The sequence below is a fragment of the Arthrobacter humicola genome (genome assembly GCF_022803015.1).
Lineage (GTDB): Bacteria > Actinomycetota > Actinomycetes > Actinomycetales > Micrococcaceae > Arthrobacter > Arthrobacter humicola_A.
Window position 1 is genome coordinate 1 of record NZ_JAFKON010000018.1, and the last position, 23,786, is coordinate 23,786.

The 23,786-nt window shown below is 69.2% G+C and carries 19 protein-coding genes; 11 read left to right on the forward strand and 8 right to left on the reverse strand.

Annotated features, from left to right (window positions below; all coding sequences use genetic code 11):
- The first annotated feature begins 379 nt into the window (after positions 1-379).
- Both ARTB_RS20510 and ARTB_RS20515 read left to right on the forward strand, forming a co-directional pair.
- Positions 380-1,126 carry a winged helix-turn-helix domain-containing protein gene (locus tag ARTB_RS20510; protein WP_243182147.1) on the forward strand — a complete coding sequence of 249 codons (747 nt, stop codon included), beginning with the start codon at positions 380-382 and terminating at the stop codon, positions 1,124-1,126.
- Positions 1,119-1,811, forward strand: coding sequence for an SRPBCC family protein (locus ARTB_RS20515; RefSeq protein WP_243182148.1), 693 nt, complete (start codon positions 1,119-1,121; stop codon positions 1,809-1,811). Before ARTB_RS20510 ends, ARTB_RS20515 begins: the two co-directional genes overlap by 8 nt.
- Before the next feature lie 161 nt (positions 1,812-1,972).
- On the opposite strand, the gene ARTB_RS20520 is transcribed toward ARTB_RS20515, so the two are convergent.
- Positions 1,973-3,553, reverse strand: coding sequence for an aminotransferase-like domain-containing protein (locus ARTB_RS20520; protein ID WP_243182149.1), 1,581 nt, complete (start codon positions 3,551-3,553; stop codon positions 1,973-1,975).
- Between the two features lie 61 nt (positions 3,554-3,614).
- Between ARTB_RS20520 and yczE the strand changes: the two genes are divergently transcribed.
- A complete protein-coding gene (gene yczE / locus ARTB_RS20525; protein WP_243182150.1) occupies positions 3,615-4,343 on the forward strand; it encodes a membrane protein YczE in 729 nt (242 codons plus the stop codon).
- A 29-nt stretch (positions 4,344-4,372) separates the two neighbouring features.
- On the opposite strand, the gene ARTB_RS20530 is transcribed toward yczE, so the two are convergent.
- From ARTB_RS20530 to ARTB_RS20555, 7 genes are all read right to left on the reverse strand, one after another.
- Positions 4,373-5,239 (reverse strand): DNA-formamidopyrimidine glycosylase family protein, encoded by an 867-nt coding sequence (locus ARTB_RS20530; protein ID WP_243182151.1) that lies wholly within the window; start codon positions 5,237-5,239, stop codon positions 4,373-4,375.
- Positions 5,232-10,412 carry an Lhr family ATP-dependent helicase gene (locus tag ARTB_RS20535; protein WP_243182152.1) on the reverse strand — a complete coding sequence of 1,727 codons (5,181 nt, stop codon included), beginning with the start codon at positions 10,410-10,412 and terminating at the stop codon, positions 5,232-5,234. Before ARTB_RS20535 ends, ARTB_RS20530 begins: the two co-directional genes overlap by 8 nt.
- Before the next feature lie 154 nt (positions 10,413-10,566).
- Complete coding sequence (locus tag ARTB_RS20540; protein WP_243182153.1) at positions 10,567-11,184, reverse strand: DUF4232 domain-containing protein; 618 nt, start codon at positions 11,182-11,184, stop codon at positions 10,567-10,569.
- Between the two features lie 157 nt (positions 11,185-11,341).
- Entirely contained in the window at positions 11,342-11,476 is a 135-nt protein-coding gene (locus tag ARTB_RS21680; RefSeq protein WP_275450882.1) for a hypothetical protein, read from the reverse strand.
- Positions 11,463-11,708, reverse strand: a complete 246-nt coding sequence (locus ARTB_RS20545; protein WP_243182154.1) for a hypothetical protein — start codon at positions 11,706-11,708, stop codon at positions 11,463-11,465. The genes ARTB_RS21680 and ARTB_RS20545 overlap by 14 nt, the downstream gene beginning before the upstream one ends.
- A 172-nt stretch (positions 11,709-11,880) precedes the next feature.
- Positions 11,881-12,471: an SRPBCC family protein gene (locus tag ARTB_RS20550; protein ID WP_243182155.1), complete on the reverse strand. Its 591-nt coding sequence runs from the start codon at positions 12,469-12,471 to the stop codon at positions 11,881-11,883.
- Positions 12,472-12,483: 12 nt separating this feature from the next.
- Positions 12,484-13,494, reverse strand: a complete 1,011-nt coding sequence (locus ARTB_RS20555) for a LacI family DNA-binding transcriptional regulator (protein WP_028277166.1) — start codon at positions 13,492-13,494, stop codon at positions 12,484-12,486.
- Positions 13,495-13,740: 246 nt separating this feature from the next.
- On the opposite strand from ARTB_RS20555, the gene ARTB_RS20560 reads away from it, so the two are divergent.
- The 8 genes from ARTB_RS20560 (at position 13,741) to ARTB_RS20595 (ending at position 23,779) form a co-directional block, all read left to right on the forward strand.
- Complete coding sequence (locus ARTB_RS20560) at positions 13,741-15,285, forward strand: sugar ABC transporter ATP-binding protein (RefSeq protein WP_243182156.1); 1,545 nt, start codon at positions 13,741-13,743, stop codon at positions 15,283-15,285.
- Complete coding sequence (locus tag ARTB_RS20565) at positions 15,282-16,328, forward strand: ABC transporter permease (RefSeq protein WP_243182157.1); 1,047 nt, start codon at positions 15,282-15,284, stop codon at positions 16,326-16,328. Before ARTB_RS20560 ends, ARTB_RS20565 begins: the two co-directional genes overlap by 4 nt.
- Positions 16,321-17,403, forward strand: a complete 1,083-nt coding sequence (locus ARTB_RS20570) for an ABC transporter permease (protein WP_243182158.1) — start codon at positions 16,321-16,323, stop codon at positions 17,401-17,403. The genes ARTB_RS20565 and ARTB_RS20570 overlap by 8 nt, the downstream gene beginning before the upstream one ends.
- Before the next feature lie 74 nt (positions 17,404-17,477).
- Complete coding sequence (gene rhaS, locus ARTB_RS20575; RefSeq protein ID WP_084476154.1) at positions 17,478-18,545, forward strand: rhamnose ABC transporter substrate-binding protein; 1,068 nt, start codon at positions 17,478-17,480, stop codon at positions 18,543-18,545.
- Positions 18,546-18,730: 185 nt separating this feature from the next.
- Positions 18,731-20,179 (forward strand): L-fucose/L-arabinose isomerase family protein, encoded by a 1,449-nt coding sequence (locus tag ARTB_RS20580; RefSeq protein WP_243182159.1) that lies wholly within the window; start codon positions 18,731-18,733, stop codon positions 20,177-20,179.
- Positions 20,176-20,559 carry an L-rhamnose mutarotase gene (locus tag ARTB_RS20585; RefSeq protein ID WP_243182160.1) on the forward strand — a complete coding sequence of 128 codons (384 nt, stop codon included), beginning with the start codon at positions 20,176-20,178 and terminating at the stop codon, positions 20,557-20,559. The genes ARTB_RS20580 and ARTB_RS20585 overlap by 4 nt, the downstream gene beginning before the upstream one ends.
- Positions 20,556-21,734, forward strand: coding sequence for an L-rhamnose isomerase (rhaI, locus tag ARTB_RS20590; protein ID WP_243182161.1), 1,179 nt, complete (start codon positions 20,556-20,558; stop codon positions 21,732-21,734). The genes ARTB_RS20585 and rhaI overlap by 4 nt, the downstream gene beginning before the upstream one ends.
- Before the next feature lie 5 nt (positions 21,735-21,739).
- Positions 21,740-23,779, forward strand: a complete 2,040-nt coding sequence (locus tag ARTB_RS20595; protein WP_243182162.1) for a bifunctional aldolase/short-chain dehydrogenase — start codon at positions 21,740-21,742, stop codon at positions 23,777-23,779.
- Positions 23,780-23,786: the final 7 nt, after the last annotated feature.

The window sequence follows — 23,786 nt, forward strand, 5'->3', positions numbered from 1 at the left end:
CCGCGACCCCGTCCCGGCCCCAGTTCGCCCGAGCCCCGCCCCGCCGCCCCGCGTGCTCCAGTTCGCCGGACCCGTGCCAGGTCGCCGGAAAGGTCCGGCGACCGCGGACGCTTCCGGCGACCTCGCGATGCGCCGCCGCCCTGTGCCCGTCACGCCCTGCGCGCTGCCGCGTCCATGTCCCTCGCCTCCCCGCCCGCCCGCCGTCCTCTCCCGCCGGCCGCCCTAAGCTCCAGTTCGCCGGACCCGTGCCAGGTCGCCGGAAAGGTCCGGCGACCTCGGATGCTTCCGGCGAACTCGCCATGCGCCGCTGCCCGCAGCACGAGCACCGACGAGAAAAAAGTTCTTGACAAATAAAATTGTCGGCGGGCAGACTGGAAGCATGTTGGACATCGGAGTGATTGAGGATCCGGCCGCGGCGGAGGCCTCGCTGGACCCGATCCGGACGCGGATCCTGCGCGAGCTGGCCGAGCCCGGATCTGCGACGCAGCTCGCCGCGAAGGTGGGCCTGCCGCGGCAGAAGGTGAACTACCACCTCAAGGCGCTCGAGCGGCATGGGCTCGTCGAGCTCGTCGAGGAGCGGCGGCGCGGCAACGTGACCGAACGCATCCTGCGGGCGACGGCGGCGTCGTACTTGATTTCGCCGGCGGCGCTGGCCTCGGTGGCGCCGGACCCCCACCGGTTCTCGGACCGCTTTTCCGCTTTCTGGCTGCTGGCACTCGCTGCCCGCATGGTCCAGGAGATGGGGCAGCTGATCGCCGGGGCGGCCGCAGCCCGGCAGAAACTCGCCACCTTTGCCATCGACGGCGAGATTACCTTCCGTTCGGCGGCGGACCGGGCGGCCTTCGCCGAGGAGCTCGGCGTCGCCGTGACCAGGCTCGTGGACAAATACCACGACGGCGGTGACCTCCCCTCAGGTTCCCCGGCAGATCCGCAGGCAGGTTCCCAGGCAGGTCGCCGGCCGGAGGGACGCAAGCACCGGCTGGTCGTCGCGCTGCACCCGGCGCTCAAGTCGCCGCAGCCGAAGGCAGCGCACGCAGACCCACAAAAAGCAACCCCACAAACAGCAACCCTACAAACAGCAACCCCACAAACAAACCCACAAGCCAAGGAGCAGGACAATGACTGACCAACGGAAATTCGAAATCGTCTACGACACCGAACTGCCCGGTACCCCTGAGCGGGTGTGGGAGGCCGTCACCAAGGACACCCCGGCATGGATGTTCCCCACAGACCAATGGCCGGCGGTCCGGACCGTGGACGAATACCCCTCCCATCTGGTGTCCCGGATGGACGGTCCGGATGGCTGGTTCAACCAGCTGGAGCACGTCCTGGAACCGCTCGACGGTGGCCAGGCCCGGCTGCACTACGTGCACAGTGGCATCTTTGCGGACAACTGGGATGAGCAGTATGACGGCGCCAGCAAGCACACGGCGTTCTATCTGCACACCCTGGGCCAGTACCTGAAGTACTTCGACGGCAAGCCCGTGGTCTTCACAGACATCCAGGCACCCGCCGCTTCGCAGACCCCGGACGGCTTCGACCGGCTCAAGCGGGCCCTCGGCGTCGACACTGCCGCTCCGGGGGAGACGGTGGAACTGGAGCTCGACGGCGTAGGGCCGCTGGCCGGCGAGATCGACTTCGCCAACGAGAACTTCCTCGGCCTGCGGACCGCGGACACGATGTACCGCTTCTTCGGGCGCAACGCGTTCGGCGCGCCGGTGGGCATGACCGTGCACGACTTCAGCGGCAGCGGGGACGCCGGGGCGACGGCCCAAGCCTGGACCGGGTTCCTGGCGAAGGTCTACGCCTGATCCCGCGACGGGCATCCTGCCTGGCGATGCCCTGAACGTTCGAGTTCGCCGGGAACGGGCCGAAGTCGCCGGAATGGTCCGGCGACTTCGGACGTTTCCGGCGACCTCGGGGCGCAGGAATGAACGGGCGTCGCAGGGCAGGCCTGCAAGCGCCCCAGAATTCAGGCGATGGCCGCGGCCGGCGGGGACGACAGGTTGCGTCGCAGTTGTGGGGAGGCCTCCAGCCGGTCCTGCGCCGAACGCAATGCCAGTACGGCCGTCTCCAGCTGCTCCGGTGGCAGGGTGAACGGCAACCGCAAGTACTGCTCAAACGCGCCGCCGACGCCGAACCGGGGTCCGGCGGCGAGCCGGATCCCGACGTCGGGGGCCAGCACCGCCAATGCCGTGCTGATCGGCGCCGGGAGTCGGCACCAGACGGACAGGCCGCCGTCGGGCCACTCGGGCTCCCAGCCCGGCAGGTGCTCCCGAATCAGTTCCACCAGTGTGTCCCGGTTCTCGCGCAGCGCGGACAGCCTGTCGGGGAGCGGCTCCGTCATGGCGTTGACCAGATGCGCCCCGGCCAGCTGCTCCACCACCGGCCCGCCCAGGTCCAGGGTGGTGCGGGCAGCGGCGAAGCGCCGGATGAGGGGCTCGCTGGCGCGGATCCAGCCGGTGCGCAGCCCAGCCCAGTGCGACTTGCTGAGGGAACCGAGGGAGACCACCGCCGGGCTGAAAGCGGCCATGGGGGTCGACGCGGCGCCGTCGAGGTTCAACTCCCGCAGCGTCTCGTCCACCACCAGCACAGTGCCCGACGCCGCGGCCGCCTTCACGAGCCGGCGCCGCTGGGAATCGGGCATCAGCCGGCCGGTGGGGTTGTGGAAGTCCGGCACCACGTACGCCATCGCGGGCCGCTGCTGGAGCAGCGCCGTTTCCATGGCCTCGAGGTCCCAGCCGCCTGCGCCGCTGTGGGCAAGGCCGTTGTGGGCGGGGCCGTTACCGCCTGCGCTGTGGCCCCGGCCGCCGGGGACTCCACCGTTATGGCCTGTGCCGCCGGGGGCCGCGGCAGGCATGGCCACCGGGACCGGTCGGCAGCCCGCAGCCCGGATCGCGTCGAGGGCGTTCGGGTAGCTCGGATGCTCCACCAGCACCTTGGTCCCGGACCGCCCGGCCAATGTGCGGAGCACAATGTTCAGCGCGTGCTGGGCGCCGGAGGTGACCAGGACCTGCGCGGCCGTTGTCGGGACCCCGGCGGCGGTGTACCGGGCCGCAATGGCTTCCCGGAGCGGGCCCACGCCCAGGGCGTCATAGCCGAAGCCCGGCAGCAGGGCCGGCAATTCGGTCAGGGCCGCGGCAAAGGCCCGGTGCACCACTTCGCCGCTGGCCGGCAGGGAGGCGTAAGCCAGGTCCAGGATCCCGTCCGGTACCGCCAGGCCGGGCGCGCCGCTCAGCCGCAGGGCTCCGTCGTGGCCGCCGGCATGCAAGGGCCCCTGGCTCGGGATGCAGCTCCGGCTCCGGCTGCCCTGGCCGCTGCTGAGGAAACCCTGCTCGCGCAGCAGGGCGTAAGCCGCGGTCACCGTGGTGCGGCTGATGCCAAGGGCCGCTGCCAGCGAGCGCTCGCTCGGCAGGGCGACGTCCAGGGCCACACGGCCGTCGAGGATGAGCAGGCGGACGACGTCGCCCAGCTCGCGGTAAGCGGGGGCGGCGCCGACGTTCCACTCGCCCAGCAGGCGGACCAGCGACCCCGGAGTCAAAGAGACGGACATAGAGCCAGTATCTCAAACTGGATATGGAATGCAAGGCCAGTTTTCGTGGAGGATGGAGACCATGTTGACCCGCAGACTCCTCCAGCTCCTCCTCGGCCTCGCTCTTTACGGCATTTCCCTCGCCATGGTCATCCGCGCCAGCCTCGGCACGGCGCCGTGGGACGTGCTCCACCAGGGGCTGGCGGCCAGGACCGGGCTCAGCCTCGGCACGGTGGTGGTTGTTGTCAGCTTCCTGGTGCTGCTGCTGTGGATCCCGCTCCGGCAATGGCCCGGCGTCGGAACCCTGTGCAACGCCGTGCTGGTGGGGGTCTTCGCGGACATCGGGCTGGCCCTGATTCCACAGTTTTCGCATCTGGGCGGCCAGATCTGCCTGCTCGTCGGGGCGGTGCTGCTCAATGGCGTCGCCTCCGCCTGCTACATCGGCGCCCGCCTGGGCCCGGGCGCACGGGACGGGCTCATGACGGGCCTCGCCCGGCGGACGGGCTGGCCGGTCCGGGTGTGCCGCACCGGCATTGAAGTGGTGGTCCTTGGCGCGGGCTGGCTGCTGGGCGGCTCGGTCGGTGTGGGCACGGTGCTGTACGCGCTGGCCATTGGCCCCCTGGTGCAGTTGCTGCTGCCGCGGTTCACCGTTCCGGAAGCGCGTCCGGTCCCGGCGGCCGGAACTGAAGCGGCCGGAACTGACGCGGCCGGAGCTGAAACGGCCGGAACTGAAGCGGAAGCCGCCGTTGCCGGGACGGCAGTTCCTGTGGCGGCGGTCCCTGTGGCGGCGGGCAGAGGGCCGGCCGATTGATTCCCGCGGGTTGATTCCCGCGGGCCCCGTCAGCCGGCGCCCTCTGATCCGGGGCCCGGCAGGGGCTGGCAGGTGGGGCAGTAGTAGATGTCCCGTTCCTCGGTGACAGTGCCGGCGCCGTTCTCCTTGCCCAGGACGCCGCGGCGGATCGGAGTGCCGCATTTGAGGCACGGCTGGTGCTCGCGCCGGTAGACCCAGTAGCCGGGACGCCCGGCGGTGCGGCCCACCGGCACGCCCCGGGCGTTCAGGACGGTGGTCCGTCGGCCCGGCCCGAGGTTGGCGGAGAGCAGGACCTGGGCGTCGGTGATGATGGCGGGAAGGTCCGGCACTGCCGAGACGGGCGACGCCGGATGGACGCCCGCGAGGAAGCAGGCCTCGCACCGGTAGATGTTTCCGATCCCCGCCAGCTTGCTCTGGTCCAGCAGGGCGACGCCGATCGGTACGTCCGGGGCTGTGAGCAGCCGGTGTTCGGCCTCGGCCGCGTCCCAGTCCGGGCCCAGCAGGTCCGGGCCGAGGTGCCCCACGATGGTGTCCTCCTGGTCGGTCCGGACCACCTCAAGGATGCCCAGGGAGAACCCGACGGCGTCGGCCGTGGCGGTCCGCAGCACGCAGCGGGCCGTGAAGCCGGGCTTCCGCCAGCGGCCCCCGGGCGGGTAGACCTGCCAGCTGCCCTCCATCTTCAGGTGCGAATGGATGGTGAGCCGGTCTGTGGGCGTCGGGCCCTGGACGCGCATCAGCAGGTGCTTGCCGCGGGGCACCACCTCGGCGACGGTCCAGCCGCCGAGCTTGAGGGTGGCGAAGCGCGGGACCCGGAAGTCGGAGGAGACCAGTTCCTTCCCGGCCAGGGCTGCGTGCAGCTGCGCGGCGGCGCGGAAGACCGAATCGCCCTCAGGCACGGATCCTCAGTCCCTTGGGGGTGGAATAGGCCCCGGCGTGGGCGAGGGCGGCCGCCACCGGGGTGTCCAGGATGCCGTGGCCGTTGACCTTTTCCATGATCAGCTTGTCCACCGCGCCTCGGGTCACCACACCCACCAGGGCCGTGCCGGCCGCGGCCAGGACGTCGGGGTCGTCGCTGAACGCGAGCAGGGTCTTGCCGCCGCGCTCGACGTACAGCGCCAGGGCGCCGTCGACCAGGACCACGAGGGCGCCGGCCTTCCTGCCCGGGCGGTGGCCGGTGCCGGCGTCGACGTTGAGCGCGGGCCATGGCAGCGCGGCGCCGTACGGGTTGGCAGGGTCGGTCGCGGCGAGGGCCAGGGCCACCGGTTCTGCCTTGTGCAGTTCGGCGTCCTCGACGTAGGACCGCAGCCGGTCCACCGTGGCGGGGACGGCGAACTGCGCCGCACCGAGGTGTTCGATGAAGTAGCCGCGGCGGCAGCGTCCGGCTTCCTCGAGCCGGGCCAGGACCTTGTACATGAGGCCGAAGCCGCCGAGGATGTTTTCTGCCATGACCGAGCCGCGGGTGACCACGCCGTAGCGGTCCAGCAGCAGCTCCGCGGTGGCCCGCGCATGGATGGTGGGATCGAGCTCCGGTGAGGGCAGCGCGGACCAGCGTCCTGCGGCGAGCGGGGGAGCGGGCGCGGTGCCGGTCACGGATCCGTACCGGCCGCCGGTGAGTCCCGGCGATCCGAGCAGGCCGGTGCCGTGCGCCCGTCCGAGCCGGCTGAGCCGCGGCGCGCGGGCCCGCGGGGCGCGCCCCACCTGCCGGTGCGCGGTGTGCCCGCCGGCGATCAGGGCCCTGACGGGGGCGAACGTGTCGCCGGTAATCCGGCCCGCCCAAGCGAGATCCCAGAGTGCTGCCACCACGTCCTGGTCGCTGAGCACCGAATCCATGCCGCCGGCAACCTCGGTCAGCTGCCGGAAGAAGTAGCCGCCGCCGTTGTTCTGCAGGTGTTCGAGGAGCCGTCGCTGCGCGTCGCCGGGTTCGAAGTCGATGGACGGGTTCAGCGTCAGTTCAGCCGAATCGGCGAGGTGCAGGCTCACCCAGCCGTCGTTGCCCGGCAGCGAGCCGGCACCGGACCAGAGGACCTCGCCGGCGGCCATGAGCTCGTCCAGCATGGCCGGCTGGTAGTTGGAGACGCGGCCGGCCAGGACAAGCGGCTCCCATGCCGAGGCCGGAATGGGCACGCCGGAGAGCTGGTCGATGGCCGTGATGATGCCGTCCAGGCCGCGGAGCGCCGACTGCCCGCGGCCGCCCGGGGTCCGCACGTTCTGCCAGGCGGGCAGGAACCGGCCGTAGGCGGCGGCGTCCACCGGCTCGACTTCGGCGCGGAGCGCGGCGAGGGAACGGCGGCGCAGCCTGCGGAGGACCTCGGCGTCGCACCATTCACTCACATTGGCCGGAGGCAAAAGGGGAGGCACAACAGTGGGCTGGAACGCCTCCTCGCCGGATCCATCCACGCCGGAACCCTCAACCCCGGATTCTTCACCGCCGGCTGCCGTGCTGGCCGACGTGACCGCCGGCGGCGCAGCGTGCGGGCGGAACTCTCCTTCCACCACGCGCCCGTCCGCGGCCAGCCGCTTCAGCGCCGTGCCGACGACGGCGACGCCCAGTCCCAGCCGCGCCGCGGCCTCGGCGGCGGTGAAGGGCCCGTGCGTGCGGGCGTAGCGCGAGACGAGGTCGCCGAGGGGGTCAGCGACCGGCTCGATGAAGGCCAGCGGCACACCCATGGGCAGCGGCACGCCGAGGGCATCCCGAAGCCGGGCGGCATCCTCGACCGCCGCAAAGCGCTCGACTCCGCCGATGTTGACCTTGATGGCACGGTTGGCACGCTGCAGGCCCGTGAGGTGGGCGGCGGCGTCGGCCTCCGTCGCCGGGCTTTCGGCTGGCAGCACCTCCGGGGTTTCGGCTAGCTCAGCCGGCAGGCCTTCGACAGGCTCAGCCGCCGGTGCGGTCCCGGCAGCCTCGCTTCCCTGGGCTGGGGCCGTGACCGGCTCCAGCCGGGCGGCGACCTCGTCCGGCGAGAGCGGACCGAGGAGGCGCAGGAGGTCCGCGACGCCCTCCAGCCCGCGCACCTGGCGGTCGCGGGCCAGCCGCTGCAGTTCGCGCTCGGTGGCCTCGATGACCTTCGCATCCAGCAGTTCGCGCAGCTCCACGCGGCCCATGAGCTCGTTGAGCAGGGTGGAATCGAGGGCCAGGGCGGCGGCCCGGCGCTCCGCCAGCGGGGAGTCGCCTTCGTAGAGGAACTGGGCCACGTAGCCAAAGAGCAAGGACTTCGCGAACGGGGAGGGCTGCTGGGTGGTGGTCTGGACGATCCTGAGCTCGCGGCGCTCGACCGACGCGGCGATGTCCTTCAGCGCCGGAAGGTCGTAGACATCCTGCAGGCACTCGCGGACCGTCTCGAGGACAATCGGGAACGTCGGGTACTTCCGGGCAACATCCAGCAGCTGCGCCGAACGCTGCCGCTGCTGCCACAAGGGCTGCCGCTTGCCGGGATTCTGCCGGGGCAGGAGCAACGCGCGGGCCGCGCACTCGCGGAACCGGGAGGCGAACAGGGCGCTCCCGCCGACCTCCGCCGTCACCATCTGCTCGATTTCCTCCGGGTCAAACAGGAACAACTCGGCGCCCGGCGGCTCATCCTCCATCATGGGCACGCGCAGCACGATGCCGTCGTCGGCGGCCATGGCCGAGCCGTCCATCCCGTAGCGCTGCTGCAGGCGCTGGCCCACGGCCAGGGCCCACGGTGCGTGCACGGGCATGCCGAAGGGGCTGTGCAGCACCACGCGCCAGTCGCCGAGCTCGTCGTGGAAGCGTTCGACCACTAGGGTCGTGTCGCTGGGGACCACCTCGGTGGCGAGCCGTTGTTCGGCGAGGTACTGGATCAGGTTGTTCGCGGCGTAATCGTCCAGTCCGCTGGCCTTGCACCGCTCGGTGGCCGGCCCGACGTCGGACGCCGCCAGTTCGCGCATGAATGCGCCGAGGGCGCGGCCCAGGTCCACCGGCCGGCCCAGGGAGTCGCCCTTCCAGAAGGGGAGCTTGCCGGGCTGGCCGAACGCCGGCGAGACCAGGACGCGGTCGTGCGTGATGTCCTCGATCTTCCAGCTGGTGGCGCCGAGGGCGAAGACGTCGCCAACCCGGGACTCATAGACCATTTCCTCATCGAGTTCGCCCACCCGGCGCCCGCCCTTGGCCGCGGCGGCGGCCGGGCTGGCTGCCCTGCCGTCCGCACCGGCGCCGCCGGAGGAGCCGCTACCGCCGGTGCCCTCGACTTCGGTGCCGATGATGTAGACGCCGAACAGCCCGCGGTCCGGGATGGTGCCGCCGGAAGTGACGGCGAGCCGCTGCGCGCCGGGCCTTCCCTCGATGGTCCCGGCGTTCCGGTCCCAGATCACCCGGGGGCGCAGTTCGGCGAACTCGTCCGAGGGGTACCGTCCGGCCAGGAGGTCCAGGGTGGCCTCGAACGCGGAGCGGGGGAGCGAGGCGAACGGCGCCGACCGCCGGACCGTGCTGAACCAGTCCTCCACGTCGATGGCACCGAGGGCCGTGGCGGCGACCGTCTGCTGGGCCAGGATGTCCAGCGGGTTGGCCGGCACGCTCAGCCGCTCGATCTTGCCCGCGAGCATCCGCTCCACGGTGATGGCCGTGTGGACCAGGTCTGCCCGGTGCTTCGGGAACAGGACACCCTGGGAGACTTCGCCGACCTGGTGGCCGGCGCGGCCCACCCGCTGCAGGCCGCTGGCCACGGAGGGCGGCGACTCGACCTGCACCACCAGGTCCACGGCACCCATGTCGATGCCGAGCTCGAGTGAGGACGTGGCCACAACGCAGCGCAGCCGACCGGATTTCAGGTCATCCTCGATCAGGGCGCGCTGGTCCTTGGACACGGAGCCGTGGTGGGCGCGGGCCAGCACGGGATCGGCGCCGGCGGTGCTCCCGGCCTGGGCCATCATGTGGGCCGGTGTGGCGGTGGACGTGGGCTGCGCGGCGGCGCCGCCGGACGGCACTGGACTCGGCACGCCCCGCGGCACGTCATTCGGCACGGCGTCGAAGTCCGGGGCGCCGGCGCCAAAGTCTGTCCAGCCGCCGCCGGCTGCCAGGAGCTGGCGTTCGGCGTAGATCTCGTTGAGCCGGGCGGTCAGCCGTTCGGCGAGGCGGCGGGAGTTCGCAAACACGATGGTGGACTGGTTGGCGAGCACCAGGTCCACGATCTTTTCCTCCACATGCGGCCAGATGGAGGCCTGGGGCTGCAGCCCGGAGGCCGGACCGGAGTCGAAGGCCCCGGCGGCGCCCTGGAGATCGGACATGTCCTCCACCGGGACGGAGACGGTCAGGTCCCAGTTCTTCCGTGACGGAGGGGCGACAATTTCCACCGGCGCCGAGCCGGCGAGGAACTGCGCCACCAGCTCCTTGGGTTCCACGGTGGCCGACAGCCCGATCCGCTGCGCGGGCTTGGGCAGCAGCGCGTCCAGCCGTTCCAGCGACACCGCCAGATGCGCCCCGCGCTTGGTGCCGGCGACGGCGTGGACCTCGTCGACAATGATCGTGTCCACCTCGCTGAGGGTTTCGCGGGCCTTGGACGTCAGCATCAGGAAGAGCGATTCCGGGGTGGTGATGAGGATATCGGGCGGGTGGCTGAGCAGCGAGCGGCGGTCCGACGCCGTCGTATCCCCGGACCGGACACCCACGGTAATGAGCGGGGCCGGGAGGTCCAGGCGTTTGGCGGTCTGCGTGATGCCGATCAGCGGCGCGCGGAGGTTGCGTTCGACGTCGACGCCGAGAGCCTTGAGCGGGGATATGTACAGCACACGGGTCTTGCGCTGGGGCGCCTTGCCTCGGGCAGGCTTCCGGCGCCCGCCCTTGGCCGCCGGGTCCACTCCGGGGAGGGTTTCGGGCTCCGCGGGCGCGGAGACGAGCAACCGGTCCAGGGCCCAGAGGAACGCGGCGAGCGTCTTGCCGGAGCCGGTGGGTGCGACGACGAGGGCGTGCGCACCGGAGGAGATGGCATTCCAGGCGCCGTTCTGGGCCGGGGTGGGCGCGGAAAAAGCGCCCAGGAACCAGTCCCGGGTCGGCCGGCTGAACCGGTCCATGGCGTCGGCCGCGAGTGTGCCGCCGGCGAGCTCCTGCCCCTTCATTCCTCCATCATGCCCTACCCCGCCGACACTATTGGCCGGGCCCCATCATGGGGCGGCGGGTCCCATCGTGGCGCCTGCCGGGTAACGCGGCGGCCAGGTGACCCGGGACGGGCGGAGCGCAGACGCGCTGGATCAGAGACGCGGGGGACGGGTGTTACTTGGGCTGGAAGGCACCGATGGTCAGCAGGTTGATCTCCGTGTTGGTGCAGGCGTCCAGTTGCTGCGGAATGAACAGCGACGCGGTGTCGTTGGGCGGGTAGACCCGGAATCCTGCCGCCGGTGTCTTGGTGCAGTCCGGGTAGTTGGCGGCCTGGGTGTAGCGCAGGGTGGCTGTGCCGGCCTTGCCCGGGGCAAGCGTGACGTCGGTGACCGGGCCCGAGTCGTCGCGGGTGGCGGCGGCGCCGATCGGCTCACCGTCGGCCCCTGCTGTGAGGGAGACGCCCGCGAAGCCCTTCAGCAGGCACGGTTCGGTGCCGGAGTTGGTCAGGATCAGCTGCATGTAGATGCTGCCGGCCGCGCCGCCGCCGGTGGCATCGGTGGTGCCGGTCAGGCTTGCGGCCTTGCACAGCTGGGGGCCTGCCTTGGCGGTGGACGGTGCGGCGGCGGCAGAGGATTCCGGCGCGGCGGCGGACGTCGCCGGCGGCTGGCTGGTCTCCGTGGCAGACGGGCTGGGCGGGGACGCGGCCGACTGGGCCTGCGTCGAGCTGCCCCCGCAGCCGCTGAAGAGGAGGGCCGCCGCGGCAGCCGTTGTCACAACCAGTGCGTGCTTCATTCGCTGAGACCTCATGGCTCAACCATTATCCCCGCCGTTGCCTTAGTCAACGATGCCACTGCGACGGAGCCCGATTGATGTCCGGATTGTGATTTCCCGGCATCGGCCGAGGTCAACTGCGCCGCGTGCTGCTTCCCGGAGCCGGCGAGCAGCTGCCCTAGTCGGTCTCGGGCCCCGAGCAGTAGTGGCAGTCGTCGGGGCAGGAAGCGGCCCAGGGGTCCGTCCCGGCCGCGGACCCGGACAGGATTTCCGGCTGCCGTGCCAGCGCCGTAGGCCGGTCAGTTGCCAGCATGGCCAGCGCCTCCGGGGTCTGCCACGCTCAGTTCAAAGCCGTCGGCAACGTGGAACAGCTGCCGGTGCCCGCCGTCGGAGAGCACCCATACGACATCGCCGTCGGGCGTGCGGTTGTCGACCAGGCCCGCGTGCTCAAGGCGGCCGCCGCGGTGGAGGTGGACGGCGTCGCCGATCTCGACGTCGTCCCAATGGGCGGCGCTGCCGGAAGGCCGGTTTTTCTGCAAGGTCATGAGGAGTCCTGAACGGTCACGGGGAAACGAGGATGTGACCCAGCTAACCGTGGAATGGCCTTCCGCCTCAATGGTCAAGTGAATGAGACACTGTCTTACTGTTGTGCACAAGTCCAGGGACGGAAGTCCAGGGCCGGAGCCCCCGGTAGAACTCCGGGCGCTAGGCGGCCGTCTACGTGTCCGTGCGGGCTGCGCGGCGGCGGGTCAGCCAGGCAAAGGTGGGCGGAGGGGGCGGCGGGACAGCCGCTGCCGCGGCCGCCGTGCGCCCCGAGGTGCCCCCCGCTGCCGCGCGGCGCCGGCGCAGTTCCAGGGCGAGGCTCTCCTGGCCACGGGCCATCGCCCAGCGGTGGTTGGCGGCGAAGGCCGGCTTCAGCAGCCAGCTCAGCCGCCGCAGCAGGGGCTTGGCGGCGCTGACGCGCCAGTCGTAGGTGATGACCGTTTCCGGCCCATCCTCTTCAAAGGTCCAGCGGCCGGTGCCGTTCAGATCGCCTGCCGCGGTGAGGGCGAAGCCGCGGGCCGTGACGGGCTCCGTAACCGTGAGGGTCCAGCGGAGCGTATAGGGCAGCCAGCCCTTCGTGTACAGGCGCGTGGGGCGCGGAATGCCGGGCCCGGGCTCCGGTCCGCCGGCCACGGGCTCGATGCTGAGATAGACGGAAGGCCACCACCGGGGCAGGGCCGTGGCGTCGCCCAAGACCGCCGCGACCTCCTCCGGCGTGCCCGCCACGCGCCAGACGGTCCGGAACTCATAATCTGTGCTGCCCATCGGAGCCTCCTTTCAGCCCTGCGTGGATGCCCTCACTATCAATTCGGGCGGAAAGACCACCTGGGTGGGTGCAAAGCCGTCCTCCGATGCCGCCTCCCGGAGCAACAGTTCCAGTGCGGTGGAGCCGATGAGGGCGCTGGGCTGCCGGATGGAGGACAGCGGCACGACGGCGGCGGCGGCGAACTCTATGTCGTCGTAGCCGATCAGGGCGATCTCCTGCGGCACTTTGACGCCGCCCATGAGCATCAGGCCCTGCAGGGCACCCACGGCAAGCAGGTCGTTGGCTGCAAAGATCGCATCCGGGCGTTCGGCTTCGGGCCGGGACCGGATGGACTCGCCGGCCGCCCTGCCCGAAAGCACGGTCAGAGATTCCGTGGCGATGACCTCGAGCGTTGCACCCGCCACGGCGTCGATGGCCTTCCGCGCCCCTGCCAAACGGTCCGCCACCTGCCGGATGCTTGCCGGGCCGCCGATAAACGCGATGCGCCGCCTGCCCAGCGACAACAGGTGGGCCGCAGCCATCTCCCCGCCCGCCAGGTCGTCCACGGCCACCGAGGAGAAGCTCGTGTTCTCTGTCTGCCTGTCCACGAGCACTGTCGGGATGCCCCGGCGCCGGAGCTGCTCCAACCGGGGGATCACATTTCCTACCGGGGACAGCAGCACGCCCCGCACGCGCTGCTGCTCAAAGAGGTCCAGATACGCGGATTCCCGGCCCTCGTCCTCGTTGCTGTTGCCGACGAGGACGGTGAAGTTCTCCGCGGCGGCGCGGTCCTCCGCGCCCCGGGCCAGATCCGAGAAGAAGGGGTTCGCAGCATCCAGGACCACCAGGCCGATGCTGTGGCTCATGCCCGCGCGCAACTGGCGCGCGGCGTCGTTCCGGACGAAGCCGAGCTTGTCGATGGCGGACTGGACCCTCAGGGTAACTTCCGCGGAAACCTTCTGCGGCCGGTTCAGCACATTGGAGACCGTCCCCACCGAGACGCCGGCCAGTGCCGCGACGTCCTTGACGCTCGCTGAAACCATTTCCTGTGCTCCTGAAGGTGGACGCCGCAGCCTTTGGGGCCAGGCGGCGCGTACGCAAAATAGTCACTTCAGGATACCCGCCCGGGGTCCACTTTGAACCCTTTCATTGAAACGAATCAAAAGCGGCGTCTCGAATCCCTGAGGTCAGTTGACGTGTTGATTCGAAGACCTTATGATTCAAATCACAACTCGTTATGAAACGATTCATTGCAGTGTTCACTAAGCCCCAAAGGTGCGGTCAATTTTATGCAGCAGACACACAGTTCCCGGTCCGGCCCCGCTGAGGGGGAGCAGGTTCCGGTTCTCTCGCTCTCCCACGCAGCCAAGACCTTTGGCCCGGTGGTCGCCCTGGCCGACGGCACCATCCACATCGAGGCTGGCGAAATCCACGCACTCGTCGGCGAGAACGGCGCCGGCAAGTCCACGCTGGTGAAAATCCTCGCAGGCCTGCACCACCCCGATTCCGGCGACTTCCAGGTGGCAGGCCAGAGCGTCCAGTTCCGCAATGTTGCCGAGAGCAAGGACGCCGGAATCTCGGTCATCTATCAGGAACCCACGCTCTTCCCGGACCTGAGTGTCGCGGAGAACATTTTCATCGGCCGCCAGCCCAAGGGCCGCTTCGGGCTCATCAGCAAAGCGACCATGGTCAGGGAGGCGCGCAAGCTGTTCGAGCGGCTTGGCGTTCCGATCGACCCGACCCGCATCGCCGAAGGCCTGTCCATCGCGGACCAGCAAATCATTGAAATCGCCAAGGCCATTTCGCTGGACGCCAAAGTCCTGGTAATGGACGAGCCCACGGCAGCCCTCAGCGGCGTCGAGGTCGAACGGCTGTTCTCCGTGGCCCGGAGCCTCCGGGACCGCGGGACCGGCATCCTCTTCATTTCGCACCGTTTCGACGAGGTCTTTGACCTGTGCGACCGCATCACCGTGATGCGGGACGGCCGGTATATCTCCACCCACCGCACGGCCGACGTCACCGTCGAGCAGATCGTTCGCGAGATGGTGGGCCGCGACATTGGCGCCCTGTTCCCCAAGACCCCGGCCGAGATCGGCGACGTGGTCCTGAAAGTGGACGGCCTCAGCCGCGCCGGGGTGTTCCGCGATATCAGCTTCGAGGTCCGCGCCGGGGAAATTGTTGCCTTGGCCGGCCTCGTCGGCGCCGGCCGCACCGAGGTGGCCCGTGCCGTATTCGGCATCGACCCCTACGACGCCGGCGATATTACCTTCGACGGACGCAAGCTCAGGCCGCGGAATCCCCAGGTGACCATCACCGCCGGCATGGGCTTCGTGCCGGAGGACCGCCGCAAGCAGGGCCTCGTGATGGACCTGTCCGTGGCCCGGAACGTCACGCTCACGCTGCGCAACAAGTACACGACGGCGGGCCTGATTAACGGGGGCGCCGAGCGGCGCGCGGCCCAGGAATGGAGCAAACGGCTCCAGGTCAAGACCGGCTCGCAGGAGTACGCCGTCTCCACGCTCTCCGGCGGCAACCAGCAAAAGGTGGTGCTCGCCAAGTGGCTGGCCACGGACCCGCGGCTGCTGATCATCGACGAGCCCACCCGCGGCATCGACGTCGGCACCAAGAGCGAGGTCCACCGGCTCATTTCGGACCTCGCCGGGCGCGGGATCGCGATCCTGATGATCTCCTCCGAACTGCCCGAGGTCCTCGGCATGGCGGACCGCGTCCTGGTCATGCGCGAAGGCCGGATCACCGCCGAACTCGACCGTGCCGATGCGAACCCCGAATCGGTCATGCACGCCGCCACGTCTTCCGCAGGAGGAACCCTGTGAGCTCAGCTCTGGACCACAAGAACGCAACGACGCCGGCACCCGACGCCGGCGCCCGGGGCGCCGTCGCCTCGCTGCTGCGGATGCGCGAACTCCCCGTGCTGATCGCGCTGGCACTGCTGGTACTCGTCACCTACCTGATCAACCCGCTGTTCCTCACCGCGCAGGGCGTGAAGGACCTGCTGCTCAACGCCACGATCATCATGATTCTGGCGGTGGGGCAGACCCTGCTGATCATCACCAGGAACATCGACCTTTCCGTCGGCTCCATGCTGGGGCTGGTCGCCTTCGGCACCGGCTCCCTCTTCTCGGCCATGCCCGACGTGCCGATCATCGCAGTCTTTGTGATCGGCATGGCCTTCGGGGCGCTGCTGGGCGCCGTCAACGGCGCCCTGGTCACGCTGGCCAAAGTGCCCGCCCTGGTCATCACCCTCGGGACGCTCTACGTGTACCGCGGCCTGAACAACGCCTGGGCCGGCGGCAAGCAGTACTTCGCCGGCGACCGTCCGGAGGAGTTCGGCGCCCTCTCGGTGAACACCTTTCTGGGGTTCCCCGTCATCACGCTGCTGGCCATCGTCGTCGTGATCGCCGTCGCCATCTACATGTCCGGCACCCGCCCGGGCCGTGACCTGTACGCCATCGGCTCGGACCCGGACGCGGCCACCGCGTTCGGCATCAAGGTCTCCAAGCGCGTGTTCCTCGCGTTCCTGGCCAACGGCGCGCTCGCCGGCCTGGCCGGTGTGCTTTACGCCAGCCGCTTCAACTCCGTCGGCGCCACCACCGGCACCGGGATGGAACTGACCGTGGTGGCGGCCGCCGTCGTCGGTGGTGTGGCCATCTTCGGCGGCAGCGGATCGGTGACTGGGGCCGCGCTCGGCGCCGTCCTCCTGACCACCATCACCAGCTCCCTGACCGCCCTGCGGGTGGACAAATTCTGGCAGCAGGCGATCGTCGGCGTGCTGATCCTCACCGCCATCATCATCGACCGCGTGGCCAGCCTGCGCACAGCCAAGAAACTGCGGATTAGCGAGGCTCGCAATGTCTGAAACCACGTCCACCACCAGCACGGCGCCGGCTCCCGTGGCTGACAACACCAAGCCACTGGCCAGCGAACCGAAGGGCCGGACCGGCGCCGCGCGGATCCTGATGGGCCGTGACGCCGTCACCATCTACGCCCTGATTGCTTTCCTGATCTACGCCGCCATCGCCATCCCGCGCTTCGCCTCGCCGGTCACCACCGGCTTCCTGCTCCTGGACGTCATCCCGGTCCTGCTGATTGCCATGCCGATGACACTGATCATCATCACGGGCGACATCGACTTGTCCGTGGCCAGCACCGCCGGCCTGACCAGCGCCCTGATGGGCGTCCTCTGGGCCGGCGGGACGGACATCTGGCTGGCCCTGGCAATCAGCCTGCTGGCAGGAATTGCCGCCGGCATGTTCAATGGCTTCCTGATCGCGGTCCTCGGACTGCCCTCCCTGGCGGTCACCATCGGCACCCTGGCGTTGTTCCGCGGTCTGGCCCTGGTCATCATCGGCGACAACGCCGTGGCCAACTTCCCCAAGGCGCTGACCGCCTTCTTCACCTCCAAAATCGGCGGCACCGGCATCCCCACGGTGATGATCGGCGTCGTCGTGGTGATGGTCTTCTTCGGCGTGCTGCTGCACTTCACACCGTTCGGACGCGGCCTCTATGCGATGGGCTACAGCAAGGAAGCCGCCAGCTTCGTCGGGATCAACGTCGCCCGCAGCAAGTTCTGGCTCTACGTCGGGTCCGGCGCCGTTTCGGCTCTCGCCGGCATCTACTGGACGCTGCGCTACACAAGCGCCCGCAGCGACAACGCCTCCGGCCTGGAACTGGCCGTCATCGCTGCCGTCCTGCTCGGCGGCGTGTCGATCTTCGGCGGCAAGGGCTCCATCCCCGGCGTCATCGCCGGCGTCCTGCTGATCGGCACGCTCAACTACGCCCTCCGCCTGGCCCGGGTGTCCGACGTCGTCCTCATCACGGTGACCGGACTGCTGCTGATCCTCTCAGTGGTGGCGCCGAGCATCGGCTCCGCCATCAGGCAATGGCGACACACCCGCCGCGTCCGCCGAAGTTTCACCCGCAAGGCCACCTGAAATCTGCACACCACAACAAACCGCGCCCGCCTGGGACCGGCTGTACCGACCGCACGAAGGAAAAGGGAAGAACAATGATGTTGAACCGCAAGAACAAGGGCCGGACCGGCCGACTGGGAAGCATGGTGGCCATCACCGCCGTGGCCGCACTGGCGCTGACAGCCTGCAACAGCGGCTCTGCATCCTCGACCGACACCAGCAGCCCCTCGGCAGGCGGCGGGGACCAGAAGATCACCTTCATCCCCAAGCAGCTGAACAACCCGTACACGGACGTTGTTCTGGGCGGCGGCAAGAAGGGCGCCACCGAGGCAGGATTCGCTTCCTCGCAGGTCGTCGGACCGCTGGAAGCCTCCGCCTCCAGCCAGGTTTCGTTCATCAACGCCGAGACTCAGGCCGGCACGAACGTCATCGCGATTGCCGCCAATGACCCCGACGCCGTCTGCACGGCCCTCGGCGAAGCCCGTTCCGCCGGCGCCAAGATCGTCGCGTTCGACTCGGATACCAATCCCGACTGCCGCGACATCTTCATCAGCCAGGTCGTCGCCAAGGACGTTGCCTTGATCCAGACCAAGCTGATTTCCGAGCAGATCGGCGGCAGCGGCGAGATCGCCATCCTGTCCGCCACCGCCAACGCCACCAACCAGAACGAGTGGATTAAGTACATGGAGGAGGAGCTCGCCTCCAACCCCGCGTACAAGGACATCAAGCTTGTGGCCAAGGTCTACGGCGATGACAACGACACCAAGTCCTTCCAGGAAGCCCAGGGCCTCATGCAGGCCCACCCGAACCTGAAGGGCATCATCTCGCCCACCACAGTGGGCATCGCCGCTACCGCCCGGTACCTCTCAACGTCCGCCTACAAGGGCAAGGTTGCCCTCACCGGGCTCGGACTGCCGAATGAAATGCGGCCCTTCGTGAAGGACGGCACCGTCAAGGAGTTCGCCCTCTGGGATCCGGCACAGCTCGGCTACGTTGCGGCGTTCGCCGGCAAGGCCCTCAAGGACGGCAAGATCACCGGCGCCGAAGGGGATACCTTCACCGCCGGCGAACTGGGCGAACGCAAGGTCGAAAAGGGCGGCCTGGTGATCGTCGGCCCGCCGACGGTCTTCAACGCCGAGAACATCGACAAGTACAACTTCTAATCCTTACCTGACCCATCCCGAGCGGCCGGGCGGGCCGCCGACAGCCCGCCCGGCACCTCACCACTTCACTCCGTTCCGCTTCACCGGTGCCACAGCACCGGGCCCACGGCGCCTGCTCCACAGCCGTGCCCGGAAACCACGTTCCGGAGCCCCAGTTCCCCTTTTTCATGCCGGAAGGCCCCCACATGAACCAGAAACAACCGGCAGACCGGCTGCTGCAACCGCATCGGCGCCGCCCCACCCGCATCGGGCTGGTCTCCGGCGGCCTCGGCGCGTACTGGCCCCAGTTCCCGGAACTGCTGCCGCAGCTGCGGGAGTCCGTCCGCTACGTCACCGGCCGCTTCCAGGAACTCGACGCCGACGTCATCGACACCGGCTTCATCTCCGACGCGCAGGAAGCCGCCGTGGCCGGCGAAAAACTCCGCGTCGCCGACTGCGACCTCATCGTCATCTTCCTCACCACGTACCTGACGTCCTCCATGGTCCTGCCCATCGCCCAGCGCGCGAAAACCCCCGTCCTGGTGATCGACCTGCAGCCAACCGAAGCGATGGACCACGCCAACTTTGACACCGGCAAGTGGCTGGCCTACTGCGGCCAGTGCCCGGTGCCGGAGGTCGCCAACGTCTTCCGCCGGGCCGGAATCGACTTCCGCTCAGTCTCGGGGCACCTCAAGCAGGAGTCCGCCTGGGAGCGGATCACCGCGTGGGTGCACGCCGCCGGCGTCCGCGCCCGGCTCCGCAATGCCCGGCACGGACTCATGGGCCACCTCTATCCGGGCATGCTCGATGTCGCCACCGACCTCACCACCGTGTCCACCACCTTCGGCTCCCACGTGGAGGTGCTGGAATTCGATGACCTCCGCGAACGGGTCAACGCCGTCACGGAGGCGGAGGTGACCGAACGGCTCGGGCTCGCCCGCGAACTCTTCGTTGTGGATGACTCCGTGAACGACGACGACTTCGCGTGGGGCGCGAAGGTGTCCGTCGGCCTGGACCGCCTTGTGGAGGACTTTGACCTGGACTCCGTGGCCTACTATCACCGCGGACTGGCCGGCGAACAGCACGAACGGCTCGGCGCCGGGATGATCCTGGGCTCCTCCATCCTGACGGCCCGGGGCATCCCGATGGCCGGCGAGTTCGAGCTGCGGACCTCCATCGCCATGCTGGCGGCCCAGGCGATCGGCGCCGGGGGATCATTTACCGAGATCCAGGCCCTGAACTTCCTCGACAACGTGGTCGAAATGGGACACGACGGTCCGGCCCACCTGGCCGTGTCCGCCCAGGACCCGCTCCTGCGCGGGCTCGGCATCTACCACGGCAAACGCGGCTGGGGCGTCTCGGTCGAATTCGATGTTCGCCACGGTCCCGTCACCACCTTCGGCCTCGGCCAGGACCCGGACGGAAGCTACGTGTTCGTCACCTCCGAGGGCGAGGTGGTTCCCGGCCCGCTCCTGCAGATCGGCAACACGACCTCCCGGGTGGACTTCGGCGGGGATCCCGGGCTCTGGGTGGACGTCTGGAGCCAGACCGGAATCGGCCACCACTGGGCCCTGTGCGTCGGCCACCGCGCCGCCGACATCAAGGCCGCCGCATCCCTGCTGGGCATCGAACACCGCCACGTGGTGCTCTCATGAGCACGCAACGCGTCTGCTTCCAGCTCCAGGTCAAGCCCGCGCTGATCGGGGAATACACCCGCCGGCACGCCGCCGTCTGGCCAGAGATGCTCCGGGCCCTCAAGGCCTCGGGCTGGAACAACTACTCACTCTTCCTCCGGCCCGATGGGCTCCTGATCGGCTACTTCGAAACGGACAGCCTGACCGAAGCCCAGGCCCGGATGGCAGCCACTGACGTCAACGCCCGCTGGCAGGCCGAGATGGCCGGCTTCTTCGACGACCTCGCCGGAGCGCCGGACCAAGGCTTCCTCCAGCTCACCGAAATCTTCAATCTCGAGGACCAGTTGTCCGCGGCCAACGCCGCCGGGGACAACCACCAACCGCAGAAGGAACAACCATGAACACCACAGAAACGGCCCTGGGCCGCCTCGGGGAACTCGCCATCGAGGTCCCGTCCTGGGCCTACGGCAACTCCGGCACCCGCTTCAAGGTGTTCGGCACGCCCGGCACCCCGCGCACGGTCCACGAGAAGCTGGCCGACGCCGCGAAGGTCCACGAACTCACCGGACTCGCGCCCACCGTGGCGCTGCACATCCCCTGGGACAAGGTGGATGATTACGCGGCCCTGAAGGAGTTCGCGGCGGAGCTCGGCGTGGGACTCGGCACCATTAACTCCAACACCTTCCAGGACAACGAGTACAAGTTTGGTTCCCTGACCTCCTCGAACCCTGCGGTCCGCCGCCGCGCGATCGACCACCACCTCGAGTGCCTGGAGATCATGAACGCCACGGGCTCGCGGGATCTGAAGATCTGGCTCGCGGACGGCACCAACTACCCGGGCCAGGACGACATGCGCGGCCGGCAGGACCGTCTCGCCGAGTCGCTGCAGGAAATCTACGCGGCCCTGGGCGGCGAGCAGCGCCTGGTGCTGGAGTACAAGTTCTTCGAGCCGGCTTTCTACCACACCGACGTTCCGGACTGGGGTACCTCCTACGCCCAGACCCTGGCCCTAGGCGAGAAAGCCTTCGTCTGCCTCGACACCGGCCACCACGCCCCCGGCACCAACATCGAGTTCATCGTCATGCAGCTGCTGCGCCTGGGCAAGCTCGGCTCCTTCGACTTCAACTCCCGCTTCTACGCGGACGATGACCTGATCGTCGGTGCGGCGGATCCCTTCCAGCTCTTCCGCATCATGCACGAGGTCATCCGCGGCGGCGGGTTCGGCAAGTCCGCAGGAGAGAATTCAGCCGTCGCCCTGATGCTGGACCAGTGCCACAACCTGGAGGAAAAGATCCCGGGCCAGATCCGGTCCGTGCTCAATGTCCAGGAAATGACCGCCCGCGCCCTGCTGATCGACACCGACGCGCTGGCCGAGGCCCAGCGCAGCGGCGACGTCCTGGCCGCCAACGGCATCTTCAACGATGCCTTTTACACCGATGTCCGCCCCGCGCTGGCGCATTGGCGTGAATCCCGCGGCCTGCCCGCGGACCCGATGGCCGCCTTCAAGGCCAGCGGTTACCAGAAGAAGATCAACGAGGACCGCGTCGGCGGCCACCAGGCCGGATGGGGCGCTTAAGAGTTATGACTGAGAACAAGACTGTTGAAGAACTGATCTCCCGTTCCAACCGCCTCGGCGCGGACAAGCGGAACACCAACTTCGCCGGCGGCAACACCTCCGCCAAGGGCACCGAAAAGGACCCCGTGACCGGCGACGACGTCGAGCTCCTGTGGGTCAAGGGCTCCGGCGGGGATCTGGGCACGCTGAAGGCCGAGGGCCTTGCCGTGCTGCGGCTGGACCGGCTGCAGGCGCTCAGGAACGTGTACCCCGGCGTCGAGCGTGAAGACGAAATGGTCGCCGCGTTCGATTACTGCTTGCACGGTAAGGGCGGCGCCGCGCCGTCGATCGATACCGCCATGCATGGCCTGGTCGATGCCGCTCACGTGGACCACCTGCACCCGGACTCCGGGATCGCCATCGCCACGGCCGCCGACGGCGAGGCCCTGACCAAGGAGATCTTCGGCGAGAAAGTGGCCTGGGTGCCGTGGCGGCGCCCCGGCTTCCAGCTCGGCCTGGACATCGCCGCGATCAAGGACGCCAACCCGCAGGCCGTCGGCACCATCCTGGGCGGCCACGGCATCACCGCCTGGGGCGCCACCAGCGAGGAAGCCGAGGCCAACTCGCTGTGGATCATCGAACAGGCCGAGCAGTACATCAAGGACCACGGCAAGAACGAACCGTTCGGTCCCAAGCTGGCCGGCTACGCCGCCCTCCCGGAAACCGAGCGCCGCGCGAAGGCCGCCGCCCTGGCCCCCGTGATCCGCGGCCTCGCCTCCACCGACAAGCCGCAGCTGGGGCACTTCAGCGACGACCCCGCCGTCCTGGCGTTCCTGGAAAGCGCCGAACACCCGCGGCTCGGGGCCCTGGGCACGTCCTGCCCGGACCACTTCCTGCGCACCAAGGTCAAGCCGCTGGTCCTGGACCTGCCCGCCGACGCCCCGGTCCAGGACTCCGTGGCCCGGCTGAAAGAACTCCACACCGCCTACCGCGAGGACTACCAGGGGTACTACGACCGGCACGCAACCCCGGACAGCCCCGCCCTGCGCGGCGCGGACCCGGCGATCGTGCTGGTGCCCGGCGTGGGCATGTTCTCCTTCGGCGCGAACAAGCAGACCGCCCGGGTGGCGGGGGAGTTCTACCTCAACGCCATCAACGTCATGCGCGGCGCCGAAGCCGTCTCCAGCTATGCCCCGATCGAGGAAGCCGAGAAGTTCCGGATCGAATACTGGGCCCTGGAGGAGGCCAAACTGGCCCGGATGCCCAAGCCGAAATCCCATGCCGGCCGGATCGCCTTGGTGACCGGGGCGGCGTCGGGCATCGGCAAGGCGATCGCCACCCGCTTCGCCGCCGACGGCGCGTGCGTGGTCATCGCGGACCTGAACCTGGACAACGCCCGGGCCGTGGCCGCGGAACTCGGCGGCGCCGACGTCGCGATCGGGGTCCAGGCCGACGTCACCGACGAAGCCCAGATCGCCGCCGCCATCCAGGAAGCCGTCCTGGCCTTCGGCGGACTGGACCTGGTGGTCAACAACGCCGGGCTCTCCATCTCCAAGCCGCTGCTGGAAACCACTGAAAAGGACTGGGACCTCCAGCACAACGTCATGGCCAAGGGCTCGTTCCTGGTGGCCAAGGCGGCCGCACAGGTGATGATCGGCCAGGAGATGGGCGGGGACATCATCTACATCTCCTCCAAGAACTCCGTGTTCGCCGGCCCGAACAACATCGCCTACTCCGCCACCAAGGCAGACCAGGCCCACCAGGTCAGGCTCCTCGCCGCGGAACTGGGCGAGTACGGGATCCGGGTCAACGGCATCAACCCCGACGGCGTGGTCCGCGGCTCCGGGATCTTCGCCGGCGGCTGGGGCGCCAAGCGCGCCGCCGTCTACGGCGTGCAGGAAGAGGAACTGGGCAAGTACTACGCCCAGCGCACCCTGCTCAAGCGCGAAGTGCTGCCCGAAAACGTGGCCAACGCCGCCGCCGTGCTCACAGGCAGCGAGCTCTCCCACACCACGGGGCTCCACATCCCCGTGGACGCCGGCGTGGCCGCGGCCTTCCTGCGATGAGCCTTCC

Excerpts from the sequence above, each read along its gene's own strand:
- ARTB_RS20555 (WP_028277166.1), bottom strand. The coding sequence starts at position 13,494 with ATGGTTTCAGCGAGCGTCAAGGACGTCGCGGCACTGGCCGGCGTCTCG.
- ARTB_RS20595 (WP_243182162.1), top strand. The coding sequence starts at position 21,740 with ATGACTGAGAACAAGACTGTTGAAGAACTGATCTCCCGTTCCAACCGC.
- rhaI (WP_243182161.1), top strand. The coding sequence starts at position 20,556 with ATGAACACCACAGAAACGGCCCTGGGCCGCCTCGGGGAACTCGCCATC.
- ARTB_RS20535 (WP_243182152.1), bottom strand. The coding sequence starts at position 10,412 with ATGAAGGGGCAGGAGCTCGCCGGCGGCACACTCGCGGCCGACGCCATG.
- ARTB_RS20570 (WP_243182158.1), top strand. The coding sequence starts at position 16,321 with ATGTCTGAAACCACGTCCACCACCAGCACGGCGCCGGCTCCCGTGGCT.
- ARTB_RS20560 (WP_243182156.1), top strand. The coding sequence starts at position 13,741 with ATGCAGCAGACACACAGTTCCCGGTCCGGCCCCGCTGAGGGGGAGCAG.
- ARTB_RS20515 (WP_243182148.1), top strand. The coding sequence starts at position 1,119 with ATGACTGACCAACGGAAATTCGAAATCGTCTACGACACCGAACTGCCC.
- ARTB_RS20510 (WP_243182147.1), top strand. The coding sequence starts at position 380 with ATGTTGGACATCGGAGTGATTGAGGATCCGGCCGCGGCGGAGGCCTCG.
- rhaS (WP_084476154.1), top strand. The coding sequence starts at position 17,478 with ATGATGTTGAACCGCAAGAACAAGGGCCGGACCGGCCGACTGGGAAGC.
- ARTB_RS20585 (WP_243182160.1), top strand. The coding sequence starts at position 20,176 with ATGAGCACGCAACGCGTCTGCTTCCAGCTCCAGGTCAAGCCCGCGCTG.
- ARTB_RS20550 (WP_243182155.1), bottom strand. The coding sequence starts at position 12,471 with ATGGGCAGCACAGATTATGAGTTCCGGACCGTCTGGCGCGTGGCGGGC.
- ARTB_RS20540 (WP_243182153.1), bottom strand. The coding sequence starts at position 11,184 with ATGAAGCACGCACTGGTTGTGACAACGGCTGCCGCGGCGGCCCTCCTC.
- ARTB_RS20580 (WP_243182159.1), top strand. The coding sequence starts at position 18,731 with ATGAACCAGAAACAACCGGCAGACCGGCTGCTGCAACCGCATCGGCGC.
- ARTB_RS21680 (WP_275450882.1), bottom strand. The coding sequence starts at position 11,476 with ATGCTGGCAACTGACCGGCCTACGGCGCTGGCACGGCAGCCGGAAATC.
- ARTB_RS20545 (WP_243182154.1), bottom strand. The coding sequence starts at position 11,708 with ATGACCTTGCAGAAAAACCGGCCTTCCGGCAGCGCCGCCCATTGGGAC.
- ARTB_RS20520 (WP_243182149.1), bottom strand. The coding sequence starts at position 3,553 with ATGTCCGTCTCTTTGACTCCGGGGTCGCTGGTCCGCCTGCTGGGCGAG.
- yczE (WP_243182150.1), top strand. The coding sequence starts at position 3,615 with ATGTTGACCCGCAGACTCCTCCAGCTCCTCCTCGGCCTCGCTCTTTAC.